The 14929-nt window shown below is 73.3% G+C and carries 15 protein-coding genes and 1 pseudogene; 4 read left to right on the top strand and 12 right to left on the bottom strand.

The window, feature by feature from the left end; all coding sequences use genetic code 11:
• Window positions 1-5: 5 nt before the first annotated feature.
• Both ACGFH9_RS06860 and ACGFH9_RS06855 read right to left on the bottom strand, forming a co-directional pair.
• Window positions 6-878, bottom strand: a complete 873-nt coding sequence (locus tag ACGFH9_RS06860; RefSeq protein ID WP_393216404.1) for a M15 family metallopeptidase — start codon at window positions 876-878, stop codon at window positions 6-8.
• Window positions 879-958: 80 nt separating this feature from the next.
• Window positions 959-1978, bottom strand: coding sequence for an acetylxylan esterase (locus ACGFH9_RS06855; protein ID WP_393216401.1), 1020 nt, complete (start codon window positions 1976-1978; stop codon window positions 959-961).
• A gap of 273 nt (window positions 1979-2251) precedes the next feature.
• Between ACGFH9_RS06855 and ACGFH9_RS06850 the strand changes: the two genes are divergently transcribed.
• Window positions 2252-3274 carry a LacI family DNA-binding transcriptional regulator gene (locus ACGFH9_RS06850; RefSeq protein ID WP_355233124.1) on the top strand — a complete coding sequence of 341 codons (1023 nt, stop codon included), beginning with the start codon at window positions 2252-2254 and terminating at the stop codon, window positions 3272-3274.
• Between the two features lie 139 nt (window positions 3275-3413).
• On the opposite strand, the gene ACGFH9_RS06845 is transcribed toward ACGFH9_RS06850, so the two are convergent.
• From ACGFH9_RS06845 to ACGFH9_RS06815, 7 genes are all read right to left on the bottom strand, one after another.
• Window positions 3414-4238 (bottom strand): peptidylprolyl isomerase, encoded by an 825-nt coding sequence (locus ACGFH9_RS06845; RefSeq protein WP_393216398.1) that lies wholly within the window; start codon window positions 4236-4238, stop codon window positions 3414-3416.
• A 40-nt stretch (window positions 4239-4278) separates the two neighbouring features.
• Complete coding sequence (locus tag ACGFH9_RS06840) at window positions 4279-5568, bottom strand: D-alanyl-D-alanine carboxypeptidase family protein (protein WP_393216395.1); 1290 nt, start codon at window positions 5566-5568, stop codon at window positions 4279-4281.
• A gap of 149 nt (window positions 5569-5717) precedes the next feature.
• Window positions 5718-6137 carry a protein-tyrosine phosphatase family protein gene (locus ACGFH9_RS06835; protein WP_393216392.1) on the bottom strand — a complete coding sequence of 140 codons (420 nt, stop codon included), beginning with the start codon at window positions 6135-6137 and terminating at the stop codon, window positions 5718-5720.
• A gap of 301 nt (window positions 6138-6438) precedes the next feature.
• Window positions 6439-7023: a hypothetical protein gene (locus tag ACGFH9_RS06830; protein ID WP_393216389.1), complete on the bottom strand. Its 585-nt coding sequence runs from the start codon at window positions 7021-7023 to the stop codon at window positions 6439-6441.
• Between the two features lie 496 nt (window positions 7024-7519).
• On the bottom strand, window positions 7520-8167 hold the full coding sequence (locus ACGFH9_RS06825) for a response regulator (protein WP_393216386.1): 648 nt from the start codon (window positions 8165-8167) through the stop codon (window positions 7520-7522).
• Window positions 8158-9306: a sensor histidine kinase gene (locus ACGFH9_RS06820; protein WP_393216383.1), complete on the bottom strand. Its 1149-nt coding sequence runs from the start codon at window positions 9304-9306 to the stop codon at window positions 8158-8160. Before ACGFH9_RS06820 ends, ACGFH9_RS06825 begins: the two co-directional genes overlap by 10 nt.
• Window positions 9307-9361: 55 nt before the next feature.
• Window positions 9362-10153 carry a DedA family protein gene (locus ACGFH9_RS06815; protein WP_393216380.1) on the bottom strand — a complete coding sequence of 264 codons (792 nt, stop codon included), beginning with the start codon at window positions 10151-10153 and terminating at the stop codon, window positions 9362-9364.
• Between the two features lie 82 nt (window positions 10154-10235).
• Between ACGFH9_RS06815 and ACGFH9_RS06810 the strand changes: the two are divergent.
• The 3 genes and pseudogenes from ACGFH9_RS06810 to ACGFH9_RS06800 all read left to right on the top strand — a co-directional run.
• Window positions 10236-10814 (top strand): annotated as a pseudogene (locus ACGFH9_RS06810) (nitrilase-related carbon-nitrogen hydrolase); the annotation flags it as partial.
• On the top strand, window positions 10791-11237 hold the full coding sequence (locus ACGFH9_RS06805; RefSeq protein ID WP_393216619.1) for a VOC family protein: 447 nt from the start codon (window positions 10791-10793) through the stop codon (window positions 11235-11237). The pseudogene ACGFH9_RS06810 and the gene ACGFH9_RS06805, both read left to right, overlap by 24 nt.
• Window positions 11238-11285: 48 nt before the next feature.
• Window positions 11286-11783: a DinB family protein gene (locus ACGFH9_RS06800; RefSeq protein WP_393216377.1), complete on the top strand. Its 498-nt coding sequence runs from the start codon at window positions 11286-11288 to the stop codon at window positions 11781-11783.
• A 60-nt stretch (window positions 11784-11843) separates the two neighbouring features.
• On the opposite strand, the gene ACGFH9_RS06795 is transcribed toward ACGFH9_RS06800, so the two are convergent.
• Genes ACGFH9_RS06795 through ACGFH9_RS06785 form a run of 3 tightly spaced genes read right to left on the bottom strand, consistent with a single transcriptional unit; the run spans window position 11844 to window position 14928 of the window.
• Window positions 11844-12488: a histidine phosphatase family protein gene (locus ACGFH9_RS06795; RefSeq protein WP_393216374.1), complete on the bottom strand. Its 645-nt coding sequence runs from the start codon at window positions 12486-12488 to the stop codon at window positions 11844-11846.
• A 60-nt stretch (window positions 12489-12548) separates the two neighbouring features.
• On the bottom strand, window positions 12549-13424 hold the full coding sequence (locus ACGFH9_RS06790; protein ID WP_393216371.1) for an alpha/beta fold hydrolase: 876 nt from the start codon (window positions 13422-13424) through the stop codon (window positions 12549-12551).
• A 40-nt stretch (window positions 13425-13464) separates the two neighbouring features.
• Window positions 13465-14928, bottom strand: coding sequence for a protein kinase (locus tag ACGFH9_RS06785; protein ID WP_393216369.1), 1464 nt, complete (start codon window positions 14926-14928; stop codon window positions 13465-13467).
• Window position 14929: the final 1 nt, after the last annotated feature.

The following is a 14929-nucleotide window of genomic DNA, read 5'->3' as shown; positions in this document are numbered from 1 at the left end:
GACGGTCAGCCGAGCGAGGAACGGGCCACCGGCGCGGCGAAGTACGTACGCGGGTGCGGCTCGTCGCGGAGGCTGTAGTGCCACCACTCCCGGTCGTAGTTGACGAACCCGGCGGCGGTCATCAGCCGCCGCAGCAACTGCCGGTTGTCCCGTGCCGCGCCGGTGATGCGGGTGTCGTCGGAGTGCGCCCGGGAGTCGAAACAGTCGAACCCGGTCCCCATGTCGACGCTGTTGTCGGCGAAGCGCCGCCCCGGCGGCGCGGTGCACGGGACCAGCCGCTGCCCGGGGACGTACGCGGGCTGACCGGCGGGCGGCTCGTCGACGAGCGTGAGGTCCAGCGTGCTGCCCCGGCTGTGCGCGGTCGGCGCGCCGATGTAGCCGTCGGCGAAGAGCCGGTCCTTCGCCAGGTCCGGATAGAACTCGGCCTTGGTCTGCTGCTCACCGGGGCGCTTGGACCAGGCGACGAAGTCGTCCACCGCCGGCTGTGGGCGGTAGCAGTCGTACACCTTGAGGCTGTGACCCCCGGCGAGCGCGGCGTCCTGGACCCGGCGCAGCGCCTCGGCCGCCTGCCGGGTGAGCAGGCACAGCGGTTCGCGGTAGCCGGCGATCGGCCGGCCCACGAAGTTGTGCGCGGTGGCGTAGCGGATGTCGGCGTGGATACGCCTGTCGACATCGGTCAGCACCACGAAGCCCGGTAACCCGCCGGTGGTCGGCGGGGCGGTGCTCGGCCGCGCGGTGGTGCTCGCCGGCGGGCTCGGGCTCTCGGGCGTCGGTCGTGGGCTGGCGGACGTCGGGGTGGAGACGCTGGGTCCGGGGCGTGGCGGCTCGGAGCAGCCGCCGAGCACCGCGACGAGCGCGAGCACGGCGGCGCCGCCCACCCGCCCTGACCTGCGCACAGGTCCTGTCTACCAAAGCGGCCGTGGTGACGCGCCGGATCAGCCGGGCGCGCCGGACCGGCTCACGCGCCGGGCGTCAGCGGCGCCGGGCGGGCTGCGGTCGGCGTCGCCGCGGGGTCCTCGACCAGGTGAGCGCCGAGGAAGCGCAGGGCCGTCTCGTCGTCGTCGATCCCACCGGCCTCGTGACCGTTGTACCGCCACACCGAAAGCTCCGTCGGACCGGCGTGGGAGTTGTGGGCGGCGTACACCGTCGAGGGCGGCACGATGTCGTCCATCAACGCCACCGAGTACCGGGTGGGCTGGCGGCAGCGCCGCGCGAAGTTGACGCCGTCGACGTACGACAGGGTCGTCAACGTCCGTTCCTCGGCGTCCCGGTGGATCGCCAGGTAGTCGCGGATCTCCCGGTACGGATGGGCGTCGGTGATCACCACGGCGCGCGGGATGTCGCACAGGAACGGCACGAGGGCCACCACTGCCCGCACACCGGGCGCCAGGGCGCCGGCCGCGAGCGCCAGCGCGCCGCCCTGGCTGTGGCCGAGCACCGCCAGCCGGGTCGGGTCGACCATCGGCAGGGTACGGGCGGCGTCCACCGCCCGCACCGCGTCCGTGATCAACCGTCGGTAGTAGTACGTACGCGGGTCGGCGATGCCCCGCGTCGCCACGCCGGGCGCCTGCGCGCCAGTGGCCCCCAGGTCCGCGGTGTCGCCCCGGCTCCAGCCCGAACCCTGCCCTCGGGTGTCCATCTGCAGGTGGGTGAACCCGGCCGACGCCCAGAGCAGGTTCTCCAGCGGGTGCCCACGCCCGCCGCCGTAGCCGACGTACTGCACGACCGTCGGCAGCGCGGTGCCGGTGTCGTGGGGCACCCGTAGCCAGGCCCGTACGGGCTGACCGCCGAACCCGGGGAACGTCACGTCGTACACGTCGATGGCGGTCAGGCTCGTCACGATGGGTTCGAGCCGGACCGGCCAGGCGGCTTCGCGCGCCTGGGCGAGCGTGTGAGCCCAGAAGTCGTCGAAGTCGGCGGGCTCGCGCACCACGCCGCGGTACGCGCGTAGCTGCTCCTCGGGCAGATCGGTGTACATGGCGTCCTTGTCTGTCGCGTGGCGCTGGACAGGGTGCGCCCACGGCGTGCGCGGCGCCGACAGTCAGGCGCCAGAGGCGGGACGGTACGCCGAGACGCGTCCGACAAGTTACCGGAACATTTCCGCAACTCCGCCGAACGCTATGACCGACCTGGCGTGTCGTCAACCCCCCTTCGTGAGGCAAGATGGCGCGAGGAGCGGGCGTGCCGTTCCGGGACACGGGACGGGCGGACACAAGCGGTCGCCCCTCCCGGAGCGGTGAAGGAGACACGGGTGGACGCGGACGACGGACGCAGGGTGACCATCACCGCGATCGCACGGGAGGCCGGGGTCTCGGTGCCGACCGTGTCACGGGTGCTCAATGGCCGGTCCGATGTGGCCCCGGACACCCGGGAACGCGTCGAGGAACTGTTGCGCCACCACGGCTACCGACGCCGGAGCAGCCGCAGCGTCCGCCGCGCGGGCCTTGTCGACCTGGTCTTCAACGACCTGGACAGCCCCTGGGCCGTGGAGATCATCCGAGGCGTGGAGGACGTCGGCCACAGCGCCGGCGTCGGCACCGTCGTCTCCGCGATACACCGCCAGCCCACCGCCGCCCGACAGTGGTTGCAGAACCTGCGTACCCGCGCCACCGACGGTGTCATCTTCGTGACGTCGCACCTGAGCCCACCGCTGCACGCCCAACTGCGTCGCCTCAACGTGCCGGTGGTGGTCGTCGACCCGGCCGGCGTCCCGGCCATGGACGTCCCGACGATCGGCGCCACCAACTGGGCCGGCGGGCTCGCCGCCACCGAGCACCTGCTGGCGGTCGGCCACCGCCGGATCGGTTTCGTGGCCGGGCCGACGCATCTGCTGTGCAGCCGGGCCCGCCTGGACGGCTACCGGGCCGGCCTGGAGGCCGCCGGGGTGCCGGTGGACGACAAGCTGATCTACCCGGGCGACTTCTACCACGCCTCCGGCTTTGCCGGCGGCACGGCGCTGCTCGACCTGCCCGACCCGCCGACCGGCATCTTCGCGGCCAGCGACCAGATGGCGTTCGGCGTCTACGAGGCCATCCGCCGTCGTGGACTGCGCGTTCCGGACGACGTCAGCGTGGTGGGCTTCGACGACCTGCCGGAGGCCCGGTGGGCGTCCCCGCCGTTGACCACCGTGCGGCAACCCCTGGTGGAGATGGGCCGGCTCGCGGCGCGGACGGTGCTGCGACTGGCCCAGGGGGAGGGCATCGACTCACCCCGTGTGGAGCTCGCCACCGAACTGGTCGTCCGAGACAGCACCACCGAGCCGCCGACCGGGTGACCCTCGTCGTTCCGACGGTCCGAACCGGGTCGGATTCTGGTTCCGCCGATACCGGTCCGGCTTCCGAAAATTGCGGCCCGCGAACGCGGACACCGGCGACGCGGTGAGCGACCTCGGGCCGCCCACCGCGCCGAGCGGATCAGTGGTGGTGTGCCCGGACGGCCCGACGGATGGTCACCGGCAGCGCGGGCGCACCGTCGACCGGTGCCGGATCCTCGGCCGTCGGCGCCACGCCGCCCGCGGCGATCCGGTCCAGCGTGTCCAGCCCGACGGCGTCGACCGTGCCGAAGATCGTGTAGTTGGGGCGCAGCGCCGAGTCGGCGTACACCAGGAAGAACTGGCTGCCGTTGGTGTCCGGCCCGGCGTTGGCCATCGCCAGTACGCCCCGCGCGTAGAGCCGACGTACGCCGGTCGGGTCGGTGGGCGCGGGCGGCAGGTCGGTCGGCAGCTCGTCGCGGTAGCGGTAGCCCGGTCCGCCCTCGCCCGTGCCGGACGGGTCACCGCACTGCAGGACGCTCAACGTCGGGTACGCGGTGAGTCGGTGGCACGGGGTGCGGTCGTAGAAGCGCTTGCCGACCAGGTGCAGGAAACTCTGCACGGTGCACGGCGCGGCCGCCCGGTCCAGGGTCAGCCCGATCGGCCCCTGGTTGGTGGAGAGGGTCACCCGGACGCTGCCCCGGTCCGGAGTGCGGCGCGGGTCGGGCGGCAACGGCACCGGTCGCGCGGCCGGCTCGTCCGGCGTGTCGGTGTACGCGCACGGGCCGTGCGTGGTGCGCGGCGGGCGGGCGTCGGCGGCGGGCGCGCTCACCGCGTCGTCGGACGCTCCGGGCGCGGCCACCGCGGTAGCCGACGCGCCGACGATCAGCGTTGCGGCGAACGCCGTCACACCGACGAGGCGGGTCAGCGCGCGCACCGACGGGCGGGGTGCCGCCGCGCTGGAGGGCGTTTCGCGTTCACTCGACACAGGGATCCTCCTGAGCTCGTGCTGCCAGAAAGACCGGAGTCTATGGATGCCGGGGCTGGTTGTCGATCTGACCGGGCAACCGGCGGCGGCGGTGCCACAGCAGACCACCCAGCAGGGCCAGCACCGTCGCGCCGCTGAGCGCTACCACCGTCCAGAGCCACCCCGAGCCGGTGTGCGCCGGACCGCTGGCCGCCGCCGGGCGCGGTGGAATGGGCGCGGCCAGCGCGGACGGGGTCGCCGACGGTGTGGCGGTCAGCTCTCCCGGCTCGACCAGGCGGCCGACGCCCGCGTCGCGAGGCAGCGAGAAACCCCAGTCCAGCAGGGCCGCACCCTGCTCCCAGCCACGCATCGGCGCCGGCTCGGCACCCAGCAACGTCACCACCAACCGACGTCCGTTCCGTTCCGCCGCGCCGACGTACGTGTGCCGGGCCAGATCGGTGAAGCCTGTCTTGCCACCCAACGCGCCCGGGTAGCGGTAGATGAGTTGGTCGTCGTTCTGGATCTGGAAGCCCTTCGTACGCTGCGCCGGCTGCGCCGGAATCGTCGCCAGCTCGGTGAGCGCGTACCGGCGGAAGGCCGGCTGGACGAAGCAGGCCCGGGCGATCAGCGCCAGGTCGTACGCGCTGGTGAACTGTCCCTTGCCGTCCAGACCGGACGGGGTGACGGCGTGCGTCTGGAGCGCACCGAGGTCGTGTGCCCGCTCGTTCATGGCGCGCACTCCCCCGACGGCTCCGTCGGGGCCGCCGCCCAGCCGGGCCAGCGCGTTCGCCGCCTCGTTGCCGGAGTTCAGCAACAGTCCCAGCCAGATCGTCTCGATCGTGTAGCGGCCACCCTCGACCAGGCCGACCGCGGAGGAGCCGGGCTCGATGTTCATGTCCACCTCGGTGACCGTCACCGTCTCGGTCGGGTCGAGCCGGGGCATCATCGTGGCCACCAGCAGCAGCTTCTGGACGCTCGCCGGGGTGCCGTACTCGTGCGGGCCGCAGCCCCCGAGCACCTGACCGGAGTCCAGGTCCGCGACCAGCCACGACGTGGCGGTGATCGCCGGTGGCGCGCCCACACCGGCCGGTACGACCAGGCCGCTCGTCGCCAGCCCGGCGCCCCCGACCACCCGCGCCTCCGGCACGGCGGGCGGGGGTGACGGACGCGGCGGCCGGGACACCGCCGGCGCCGGCGTCCGTGGGCACCGCACGGCCGGCCCGGCGGCAACCGCACCCGTGGCGGCGGCTTCCGTCGCGGCGACGGGCGTGGGGTCCGCCGCGGCGGCCGTGACCGGCGCGGCAGCGAGCAGGATGGCGGACGCCGTGACCGCCAGCAGCGCAGCTCTCATGTGCCCGACCCTAGACAACAAGATCGCCCGGCGGAGGCTGTTGGCCGCTGGACCATCCGGCGACGGACCGACGGACCGACGGCCCGTGCGGCCGGCCCTACGGTCGGTGCGCGTGCCGGCCCTCTCGCCTGGCCGGGCGACACCCCTGGTCAGACGATGTGGCGCAGCCAGCGCCGCTGCCAGGGCGTCTCGACCGCCTTCGGGTGGTAGCCCGCCCGGACCCACGCCACCGCCCGCTCGGCCGGCAAGCCGTCGAGGATCGCCAGCGCGGCCAACGCGGTTCCCGTGCGGCCGACTCCGCCCCGGCAGGCCACCTCCACGCGCTCGCCGTCGCGTGCCCTCCGCAGCGCCGCGCGCAACGCGTCGAGCGCGTCCGCCCGGTCGAGCGGAAGCCAGAAGTCGGGCCACCTGATCCGCCGGTACGGCCAGGCGGGCTCCGGGCCGGGCGCCAACAGCAGCGCGAAGTCGGCCGACGAGGCGGTCGCGGCGATGCGGCGTCCACGCACCACCGCACCGCTCGGCAGGACGAGCAACCCCGACTGCTCCGACCAGGTCTGCGCGGCGGTCACCGGCACATTGTGCCGTGACCGGGGGCAGGCCGTCGTGCCCGGTGGGCACAGAAAAGCGCCGCCCCCGACCACGTGGGTCGGGGGCGGCGCCGGTGTCGGTGTGCAGGTCGCCTCTCGGCGAGTGGCGCGACGCGGCTCCAGCCGAACGGTATTCCGCGAGGGCTATGTAGGTGAGGCCCGGGGACACTGAGTCACACCGACACCGGTTACAACCAGCCGACGCCGCCCGGTGTTCCCGGGTGGGGACGCCGATGGCCGGCACCCGATGGGGTGCCGGCCATCGGTCGGGTCGTGCGATGGGTCAGCTGTTCCAGTACCGGCCAACCAGGTCGGCCGCCTGCTGCTCCCACTGGGCGTACGCGTCGGGGTACGCGGAGACCTGCACGGTCTGCGCGGCCTCGGTCAGCGGCATGTCCTGCCAGCCGTCGACCTGACGCAGGCCCTTGAGGAACGCGGTCGTCGAGTACTCCGGGTCGGTGATCTGCTCCGGCGTGCCCCAACCACTGGACGGCCGCTGCTGGAACAGACCCAGCGAGTCGTGGTCGTTCATGTCGCCGAGGTGGCCCAGGTTCTCCAGCTTCGACTCCTGCAGGCTCGTCGCGATCGAGATGACCGCGGCCCGCTCGGGCAGGCCGGCCTTCTTGGTGGCCGCGATGATGGCCTTGGCGTTGGCGGTCTGCTCGTCGTTCAGGTCGATGTGCGACTGCTCGCCCTGGGTGCCGTGCGGGATCAGCTTGCTCGTGTCGGGCTTGTCGGCCTGCACCACGGCGACCGGCCGAGGATCGGTGCTCGGGGCGGCGACATGGGCGGTCGGGCCGGCGAAGACACCACCGGCGAACGCGAGACCGGCAACGGACAGCATGCTCTTACGGAAGATCGTGTTCATGGGGGTAGCTCCTTCGGGGGTAGGAAACACCCGCCTCACCACAGGGAAACCGGTGACGCGGATGTGAGCACCTCGTCCGGCGCTGCACATAACACGGGGAAAGTCTTCGGGCGGCGGCCCGCGGGCGAGGGTGTCGCTCGGGGCGCCGGGACCGTGTGGAACGACAGCCGGTCCGGGGTCATTCCCGGGCCCTCAGCGGGACCCGGAAGGGGACCCGGGGGCGGGCCTGCGGTCGTTCGGGGGTCTGCAACGACCTGGCCGGGCCGGCCATTCCCATGCCGGTCGAGCGGGCGGGGTGGCCGTGGTCCTGCGATCGTCAGGCTGTGTAACGACCCCGGGGCGGCCACGATTCCGGCCCTGCGGTGCACCCGGTCACACGCAGGTCAGCCGTGACCGGACACCACGCCCAAGGGCCACCACCTTCGAGGTCCGGAAGGTGACGATGCTTCCGGGCTGGCCGATACCGCCCGGCCCGGAGTGATCGGGACATTTCGCCCTAGGGCGTGCCCAGGTAGCGCAGAACCGCGAGGATCCGGCGGCTGCAGCCCGTCGCGTGGGCGAGGCCGAGCTTGTCGAAGATGGCGTTGACGTGCTTCTCCACCGCGCTCTGCGACACGTGCAACCGCTGGGCGACTGCGGCATTGGTGTGCCCCTGGGCCAACTCGTGCAGGACGTCCCGTTCACGCGGGGTGAGTCGCCCGAACGGGTCGGGTCGCTCCGATCCGGCCACCACCTGGCGAACCACCTCCGGATCGAGCGCGGTGCCCCGGGCGGCGACCCGGTCAAGGGCGTCGAGGAAATCGTTTACCTGGGCGACCCGGTCCTTGAGCAGGTAACCGATTCCTTCGCGACGGTCCGCGAGCAGCCGGGCGGCGTAGCGCCGCTCGACGTACTGGGAGAGCACGAGGACTCCGGTGTCGGGCCAGCGTTCGCGGATCTCCAACGCGGCACGCAGGCCGTCGTCGGTGTGGCTGGGCGGCATCCGGACATCCGTGACGACCACGTCGGGACGGGACCGGCCGACCGCCTCGACAAGCTCGTCGGCGCTGCCGACGGCAGCGGCCACCTCGTGGTCCTCCTCTGCCCGCAGCCGGGTGAGGCCCTCCCGGAGCAGGGTCGAGTCTTCGGCGAGAACTATTCGCACGGCAGTTCCGCGAGCATTGTGGTCGGACCGCCGGCCGGACTCGTCACGCCCAGTCGACCGTCCAGCGCGGCGACCCGTCGGGCCAGCCCGGACAGCCCGCGCCCGGTGAGATCCGCGCCGCCGACGCCGTCGTCGTGCACCCGCATGCGGATCCACCCTTCCCGTACCCCGATCTCGACCGTGACCAGGGTAGCGGCGGCGTGTTCGACGGCGTTGGTGAGCGCCTCGCAGGCCACGAAGTAGAGCACCGTCTCGATCTGCCGTGCGGGGCGCAGCGGCAGATCGCAGCGCACCCGTACCGGCACCTCGGAGCCACGGGCGACCATGGTTAGAACCTCACCCAGATCGCTGGCGTCCAACGCCGACGGGTACACCCGCCACGCCACCTCCCGCAACTCCGCGACGGCCCGCTGCAAGTCCTCGTGTGCCTGGTCGACCAGTGCGCGGGCGCGGTCGGCGTCCCGGGCGCGGCGGGCCCTCCCGAGCAGCATGCCGAGGGCGACAAGCCGCTGCTGAAGGCCGTCGTGCAGGTCACGTTCGATGCGCTGCCGTTCGGCGTCGACCGCTGCGATCACCGCTGCCCGGCTGGTGGTCAGCTCCTGCACCCGCCGGGTCAGCTCCGCCCGACTCCCGGGGCGCAGCAGTCGCCGCGCCAGCCGGACGTCCAGCGCGGCGATGCTGGCGATGGCCTGGACGTTGAGCAGGAGCAGCACCGCCCCCACGGCGACCTGGGTGAGCGCGTCGAGCAGGCTCGACTCCCCGCGTACCGCCGCACGCAGCACGATCCCCGCGAGCACCAGGCCGACGCCCAGCACGGCGTACGCCAGCAGGCCGAGCGCACCGGGCAGCAGCCGGGCGGCCAGGTAGCCGACCTGCCGCCGGGTGGACACTCCGTGTGCCGCGGGCGACTCGTCCGCGGCGAGCAGACCGGCGAGACGCCGACGTTCCAGGCGTACGAGCTGTCCGGCGTACCGTCTGGTCAGCTCGGTGGTCCTGCGGCCGGACGCGGACGCGACGAGCGCGACCGCCGCGACGGCCAGGAAGCCGAGCTCGACGGCGGCCGTCGCGCTCCCGGCGGCGACGACCACCGGCAGCCGCAGGCGAGCCCACCACGGGCGGTTCCGCCACTCCCCTGTCACCTGGTGTTTCTCCCTCGCTCCGCTGCACCGGAGACAACTCGCGGCAGGCAGCGGGCTAGCGCTCGTCCGAGGCCCGGGAGGCACCCCGGTAGAGGGTGCCCCGACCATCGGGATCCGGCGTTGCCGCCGGTGGCGCATCACGGCGAGAGAAATCCGAGTCCGATCCGGACTTTCGGGCGGCGCGGCGGGCCTTCAGCACCCGCGAGCCGACGAACCAGGCGACGGCCGCGACGCAGCCGACGATCACGACGTTCTGGAGGGTGCCGACGTAGCCCTCGACGAGGTGCCAGTTGTCACCGAGCAGATAGCCGGCGAGCACGAAGGTCGTGTTCCAGATCAGGCTGCCCAGCGTCGTGTAGAGCAGGAAGGTCCGCACCGGCATCCGCTCCACTCCGGCCGGGATGGAGATCAGGCTCCGGAAGATCGGGATCATCCGGCCGAAGAACACCGCCTTCACGCCGTGCCGGAGAAACCACGCCTCGGTCCGGTCGACGTCGCTGAGCTTCACCAGGGGCAGTCGGGCGACGATGGCGCGCATCCGGTCGCGGCCCAGGGACGCGCCGATCAGGTAGAGCGCCAGCGCGCCCAGCACCGAACCCAGCGTGGTCCAGAAGATCGCGCCGGCCAGGCTGATCCGGCCCTGCGCGGCCACGAAGCCGGCCAGCGGCAGGATGACCTCGCTGGGGATCGGCGGAAACAGGTTCTCCAGCGCCACCGCCACGCCCGCGCCGGGCCCGCCGAGCCGTTCCACCAGATCGCTGACGTAGCCGACGATTCCGCCCTGCGGTGGTTCGGCCGCGGCGGTGGGGGTTCCGGTGGCGAGGACGGCGTGCGACGTTCGAATCATGTCCCCACGCTACGAACCGATCCTGAGAGTCGACCATGAGGCGGACCGTCCGACCTCGCGGGTCGCCCCCACCGGCGGGGGTGTGGAAAACCGCACCCCGCTGCGGCTCGCGGTGGCGCAGCCGCCGTGCGTACCCCTGGACGTCGCACAGAACGCGCGGGCGCACGCCGACGCGGTCCGCGCGGCGCGCGCCCGGGTGGTGGTCTTCCCGGAGCTGTCCCTGACGGGGTACGAGTTGTGGGGCCCGACCGTGGCGGTGGACGACCGGCGGTTGACGCCGCTTGTCGACGCGTGCGCCGAGGCGGGCACGCTGGCGCTGGCCGGCGCGCCGGTGACCGGTGACCACATCGGGGTGCTGGCGGTGACCGGCGACGGGGTGACCGTGGCGTACCGGAAGATGTGGCTGGGCGGCGTGGAGGCCCAGCGGTTCCGGCCGGGAGACACACCGGGCGTGCTCGATGTGGACGGGTGGCGGATCGGGTTGGCCGTCTGCAAGGACACCGGCATCGCCGCGCACGCGGCGTCGACGGCGGCGCTCGCAATCGACGTGTACGCCGCAGGCGTGCTGAAGTCGGCCCGGGACGCCTCCGTGCCGGACGAGCGGGCACACTCGATCGCCACCACGCACCGGCTCTGGGTGGCGGTGGCGAGCTTCGCCGGACTGTCGGTGGTCACCCTGGGCGCCCGTGACCTGGGCCGGCTGCGGTCCTTCTACCGCTCCCTGGGCTGGCCCGAGCTGCCGGCCAGCGACGACGGCTGGTCGGCTCTCCTGCTCGGCGGCGTCCTGCTCGCCCTCTATCCGCTGACGGACCTGGCGGCCGAGGCGGCACCGGATGTCACCGATCCGGCCGGCGGCTGGTCCGGTGTGACGCTGGCCTGCAACGTCGACGGTCGCGCGGAGGTCGACGCGGCTTTCGCGGCGGCCGTCGCGGTGGGTGCGGCGGTCGTGGCGGAGCCGACCGACCGTTCGTGGGGTGGCCGCTCGGCGTACATCGCCGACCCGGAGGGCAACCGGTGGGAGATCGCCTGGGCGGGCACGGCCGTCTTCGACGAACGGGGCGCCCTGGTCTCCTTCGGCGGGTGAGCCGTGCCGTGGTTGCCCCCCGGCGAGGGCCTTGGCATGCTTCGGTCCATGACCATCTTCCCGCCGACCTTCGCCGACGACGTCGTCGATCAGCCAGCCAAGGAGCAGTTCGAGGCCTTCATCGACGAGCACCGCCGCGCTCTGGACGAGGCCCTGGACGGGCTGACCGAGGAGCAGGCACGCCGCTCCCTGGTGCCGTCGCGGACGACGCTGCTGGGTCTGGTGAAGCACGCGGCCTTCGTGGAGAAGGTCTGGTTCGACGAGGCCCTCACGTGCCGGTCGCGCGCCGAGATCGGCATCCCGGCGACGCCGGACGAGTCGTTCATCCTCGACGACGGCGACACGATCGCCGGCATCCAGCAGGCCCACCGCGAGGCGTGCGAGGCGTCGCGCCGCGCGACGGCGTCGTTGGGTCTGGACGACGTGCTGCGCGGCAACCGGCGCGGCCCGCTGCCGCTGCGCTGGGTCTACCTGCACGTGCTGCGGGAGCTGGCACAGCACTGTGGGCACGCGGAGATCCTGCGCGAGCAGATCCTGCGCGACTGACGCGCTCCTGGGCAGGTCGGTGAGGCGGCGGTGCGGCGCCGATCGTCCGAACTGGACGGATCAGAGCGCCAGCCGACCCTGGACGGTGTCGCCGAAGCGGCGCAGGGTCCAGCGGGCCGGCGGCCAGCCGCCGGTGTCGTGGTCGGTGACCCACTCGCTTATCGAGGCCGGGGGCACGTCCAGGTCGAACGCCCGGAAGATCGGCTGCGCGGCCAGTGCGTGGAAGGCGCTCTCCACGGTCTCGCTGTGGCCGACCAGGACCACGGTGCCGCCCAGGTGCCGATGCGCGATCTCCATGATCGCGCGGCTGACGCGTACGACCAGTTCGGCCCAGCTCTCGTTGCCGTCCTCGAACGGGCGGAACACTCCCCCACCGGGCACCGCGTGCTCGGTACGGAAGCGGGCGACCGGCAGCCCGTCGGCGTAGGGCGGGGTGTGCCAGGTGCAGAGGCCGCAGTCGGCCAGCGGCCGGACGCCGAACGCCGCGGCGATGGGCTGCGCCGTCTCGACGGCCCGGCGCAGCACGGACGAGTACACCGCCACCGGCCCCTCGACGGCATAGTCGTCGACGAGCCGCTTGGCCAACCGGTCGGCCTGGTCGTAGCCGAGCGACGTCAGCCCGCGGCACCCGTGCGGGCCGCCCACGATCCCGTCGACCTGGTGGACCGACTCACCGTGACGCACGAAGATCAGCCGTGTTCGCATCGGCCCATCATGCCAGCGACGCCCGCGGATGGATCAGCCGTCCGGACGAGACGACGGCCCTCAACCGGCGTCCAGGACCTCGCGCAGTCGTGCGGCGAACTGCTCGGGCTGGCCCGCGTACCCGAACTCCCCGCCGAGGAATCCGCCGTGGTGACTCGGGAACACCACGGCCTCCTGGCCGAGCAGCGCCGCCGTGCCGAGAGCCGTACGCGCGGTGTAGGTGCCCGTCGACTCCACGCCGACCGCGATCACGATCCGGGTCGACGCCGCCGTGAGAACGCCCGCGTCGGGGCGGTAGTCGGTGATCGCCCACGAACTCTTGGACAGCAGTGGATTGTCGCGGCTGCCGTCGTCGTCGGTGGGCATGCCGACCGTGGCGGGGTCGGACGCGGGCTGGGCGAAGTAGGCGTCGGTGAACTCGCCCTGCCACGACGTCATCGCGATGAACGCGGCCATGCCGTGGCCGAAACCCTTTGCCTGGTACGCGTCGTGAAAGCCGGCACGAGCGCGCTCGGCCGCCGTCGCGTCCGGGAGCACCGCGTTGATCGGCGGCTCGTGGGCCACCAGCGTGACGACGTCGGCGGGGTGGGTCGCGACGAGTTCGAGTGCGGTCACCGCGCCGCCGCTGCTGGCGAACACGTCCACCGGGCCGGCGTCGAGCGCCTCGATGAGCAGGTGCAGGTCGGCCGCCTGCTGCTGCGGCGTGTGGTCGGACCGGCCGTCGGTGCGGACGCTGCGGCCGAGACCGCGCGGGTCGTACGTGACGACGGTCCGGTCCGTGAAGTGCGGGGCGAGCGCGTCGAAGCCCTCCGCCGTCATCGGCTGACCGATCATGAGCAGCGCGAAACGCCCGTCGGCCGGGGGCAGCGGACCGCGGACGTCGTAGACCAGGTCGACGCCGGGTAAGGCAAGGTGGTGCGTCTGCTTCGTCGTCATTCGGGTGAGACTACGACGGGTGGGACCACGACAGGTGCCCTCAGTCGTCGGCGTGTCCGGCGGACAGCCCACGGGTCTGGTCCAGCAGCGCGTCGAGCTGGGCCCCGATCTGCTGCGGCAGCCGGTTACGGTCCACCAGTTCGGTGATCGTGCGCCGCAGGTCGGCGATACGCCGCTGGCGGTCCCGGGACCGTCGGTTCATGTCGGCGAGATCGTCGCGAAGGTCCTCGGCGGTCCTGCGGTCGACGTCGCCGCGGGCCACCGCTGCGGCGAGCACCTGCGTGAACTCGTCGCTGACCTGCTGGAAGCTGACCGGTACCTGCTGGCCGACGGTGGACGGGGCGGCGCTGCTGACCCTGGGCGACGGGGAGGCCGGCGGCGTCGGCTTCGGTGACTGCGTGCGGGGCGGGGGCGCCGGTGTGGAGCGCGACGGCGACGCCGCGACGGACCCGGGGCCGGGGGTGTCGGGCGCCCCGAAGCCCTGCGTGAGCAGCGCGCCGAGGCCCACCAGCACGGCGAGGCCGGTCGCGACGACGAGCGCCAGGGGCCGGCGCGAGCGGCGTCGGGCCGGCGTGGCCGCCACCGGTGCCGGGCGGGCGGCCGAGCGGTCGACCAGGGTGGGCGGATGGGCCGCCGGTGTCGGCGGGACGATTCGCAGCAGCTCGGTGGGCGGCTCGACGGGCTGGCCCGCGCCGAAGCGGCGGGCGAGTTGCGCCGCGCTGGGCCGTCTGGCCGGGTCGGCGGCGAGGCAGGCGAGGGTCAGCTCGGCGATGTCGGCGGGCAGGCCGGTCACGCGCAGCGGCGGCACCGGTGTGCCGCGCCGGTGCACCTCGAGGGCGTCCTCCCAGCTCTGCACGGGCAGCGGCGCCGCACCGGTGAGCGTGCGGTAGAGCAGCGCGCCGAGGGCGTACACGTCGCTGGCCGGGTCGGGCGGGCCGGCGGCGAGACGTTCCGGGGCGAAGTACGCGGGTGTGCCCATCAGCGGCTCGCCGGACTGGCTGTCGAGCCCACCGAGCGCGGCGATGCCGAAGTCGAGCACCTTGGCACCGGTGTCGGTGAGCATGACGTTGCCCGGTTTCACGTCGCGGTGCACCACCCCGATGCGGTGCGCGGCGGCCAGCGCGGCGGCGATGTGCCCGGCCACACGCACCGCCTCCGGCCAGGGCAGCGGGCCGGAGCGCAGCCGGTCGGCCAGGTTGTGTCCCTCGACCAGCTCCATCACCAGGTACGGGACGACGACGCCATCGGCCAGGGTCGCCTCGGCGTAGTCGTACACCTGGGTGACGTGTGGGTGGGTCAGCCGGGCGGCCGCGCGGGCCTCGCGCTGGATGGTGGCCCGCAGGTGCGGGTCAGCGGCGAGCTGTCCGGCGAGCACCTTGATCGCCACCGGACGGCCGAGGACCTCGTCGTCGGCCCGCCACACCTCGGACATGCCGCCGAGACCGATCCGCTCGTGCAGGACGTAGCGGTCGTGGAGGCGGAGGGTGGGCGTGAAGGGTGACATG

Source organism: Micromonospora sp. NPDC049102, assembly GCF_043197485.1.
GTDB lineage: Bacteria > Actinomycetota > Actinomycetes > Mycobacteriales > Micromonosporaceae > Micromonospora.
Note: the sequence above shows the minus strand (reverse complement) of the source record. Positions and strands in the feature narration are given on the sequence as shown.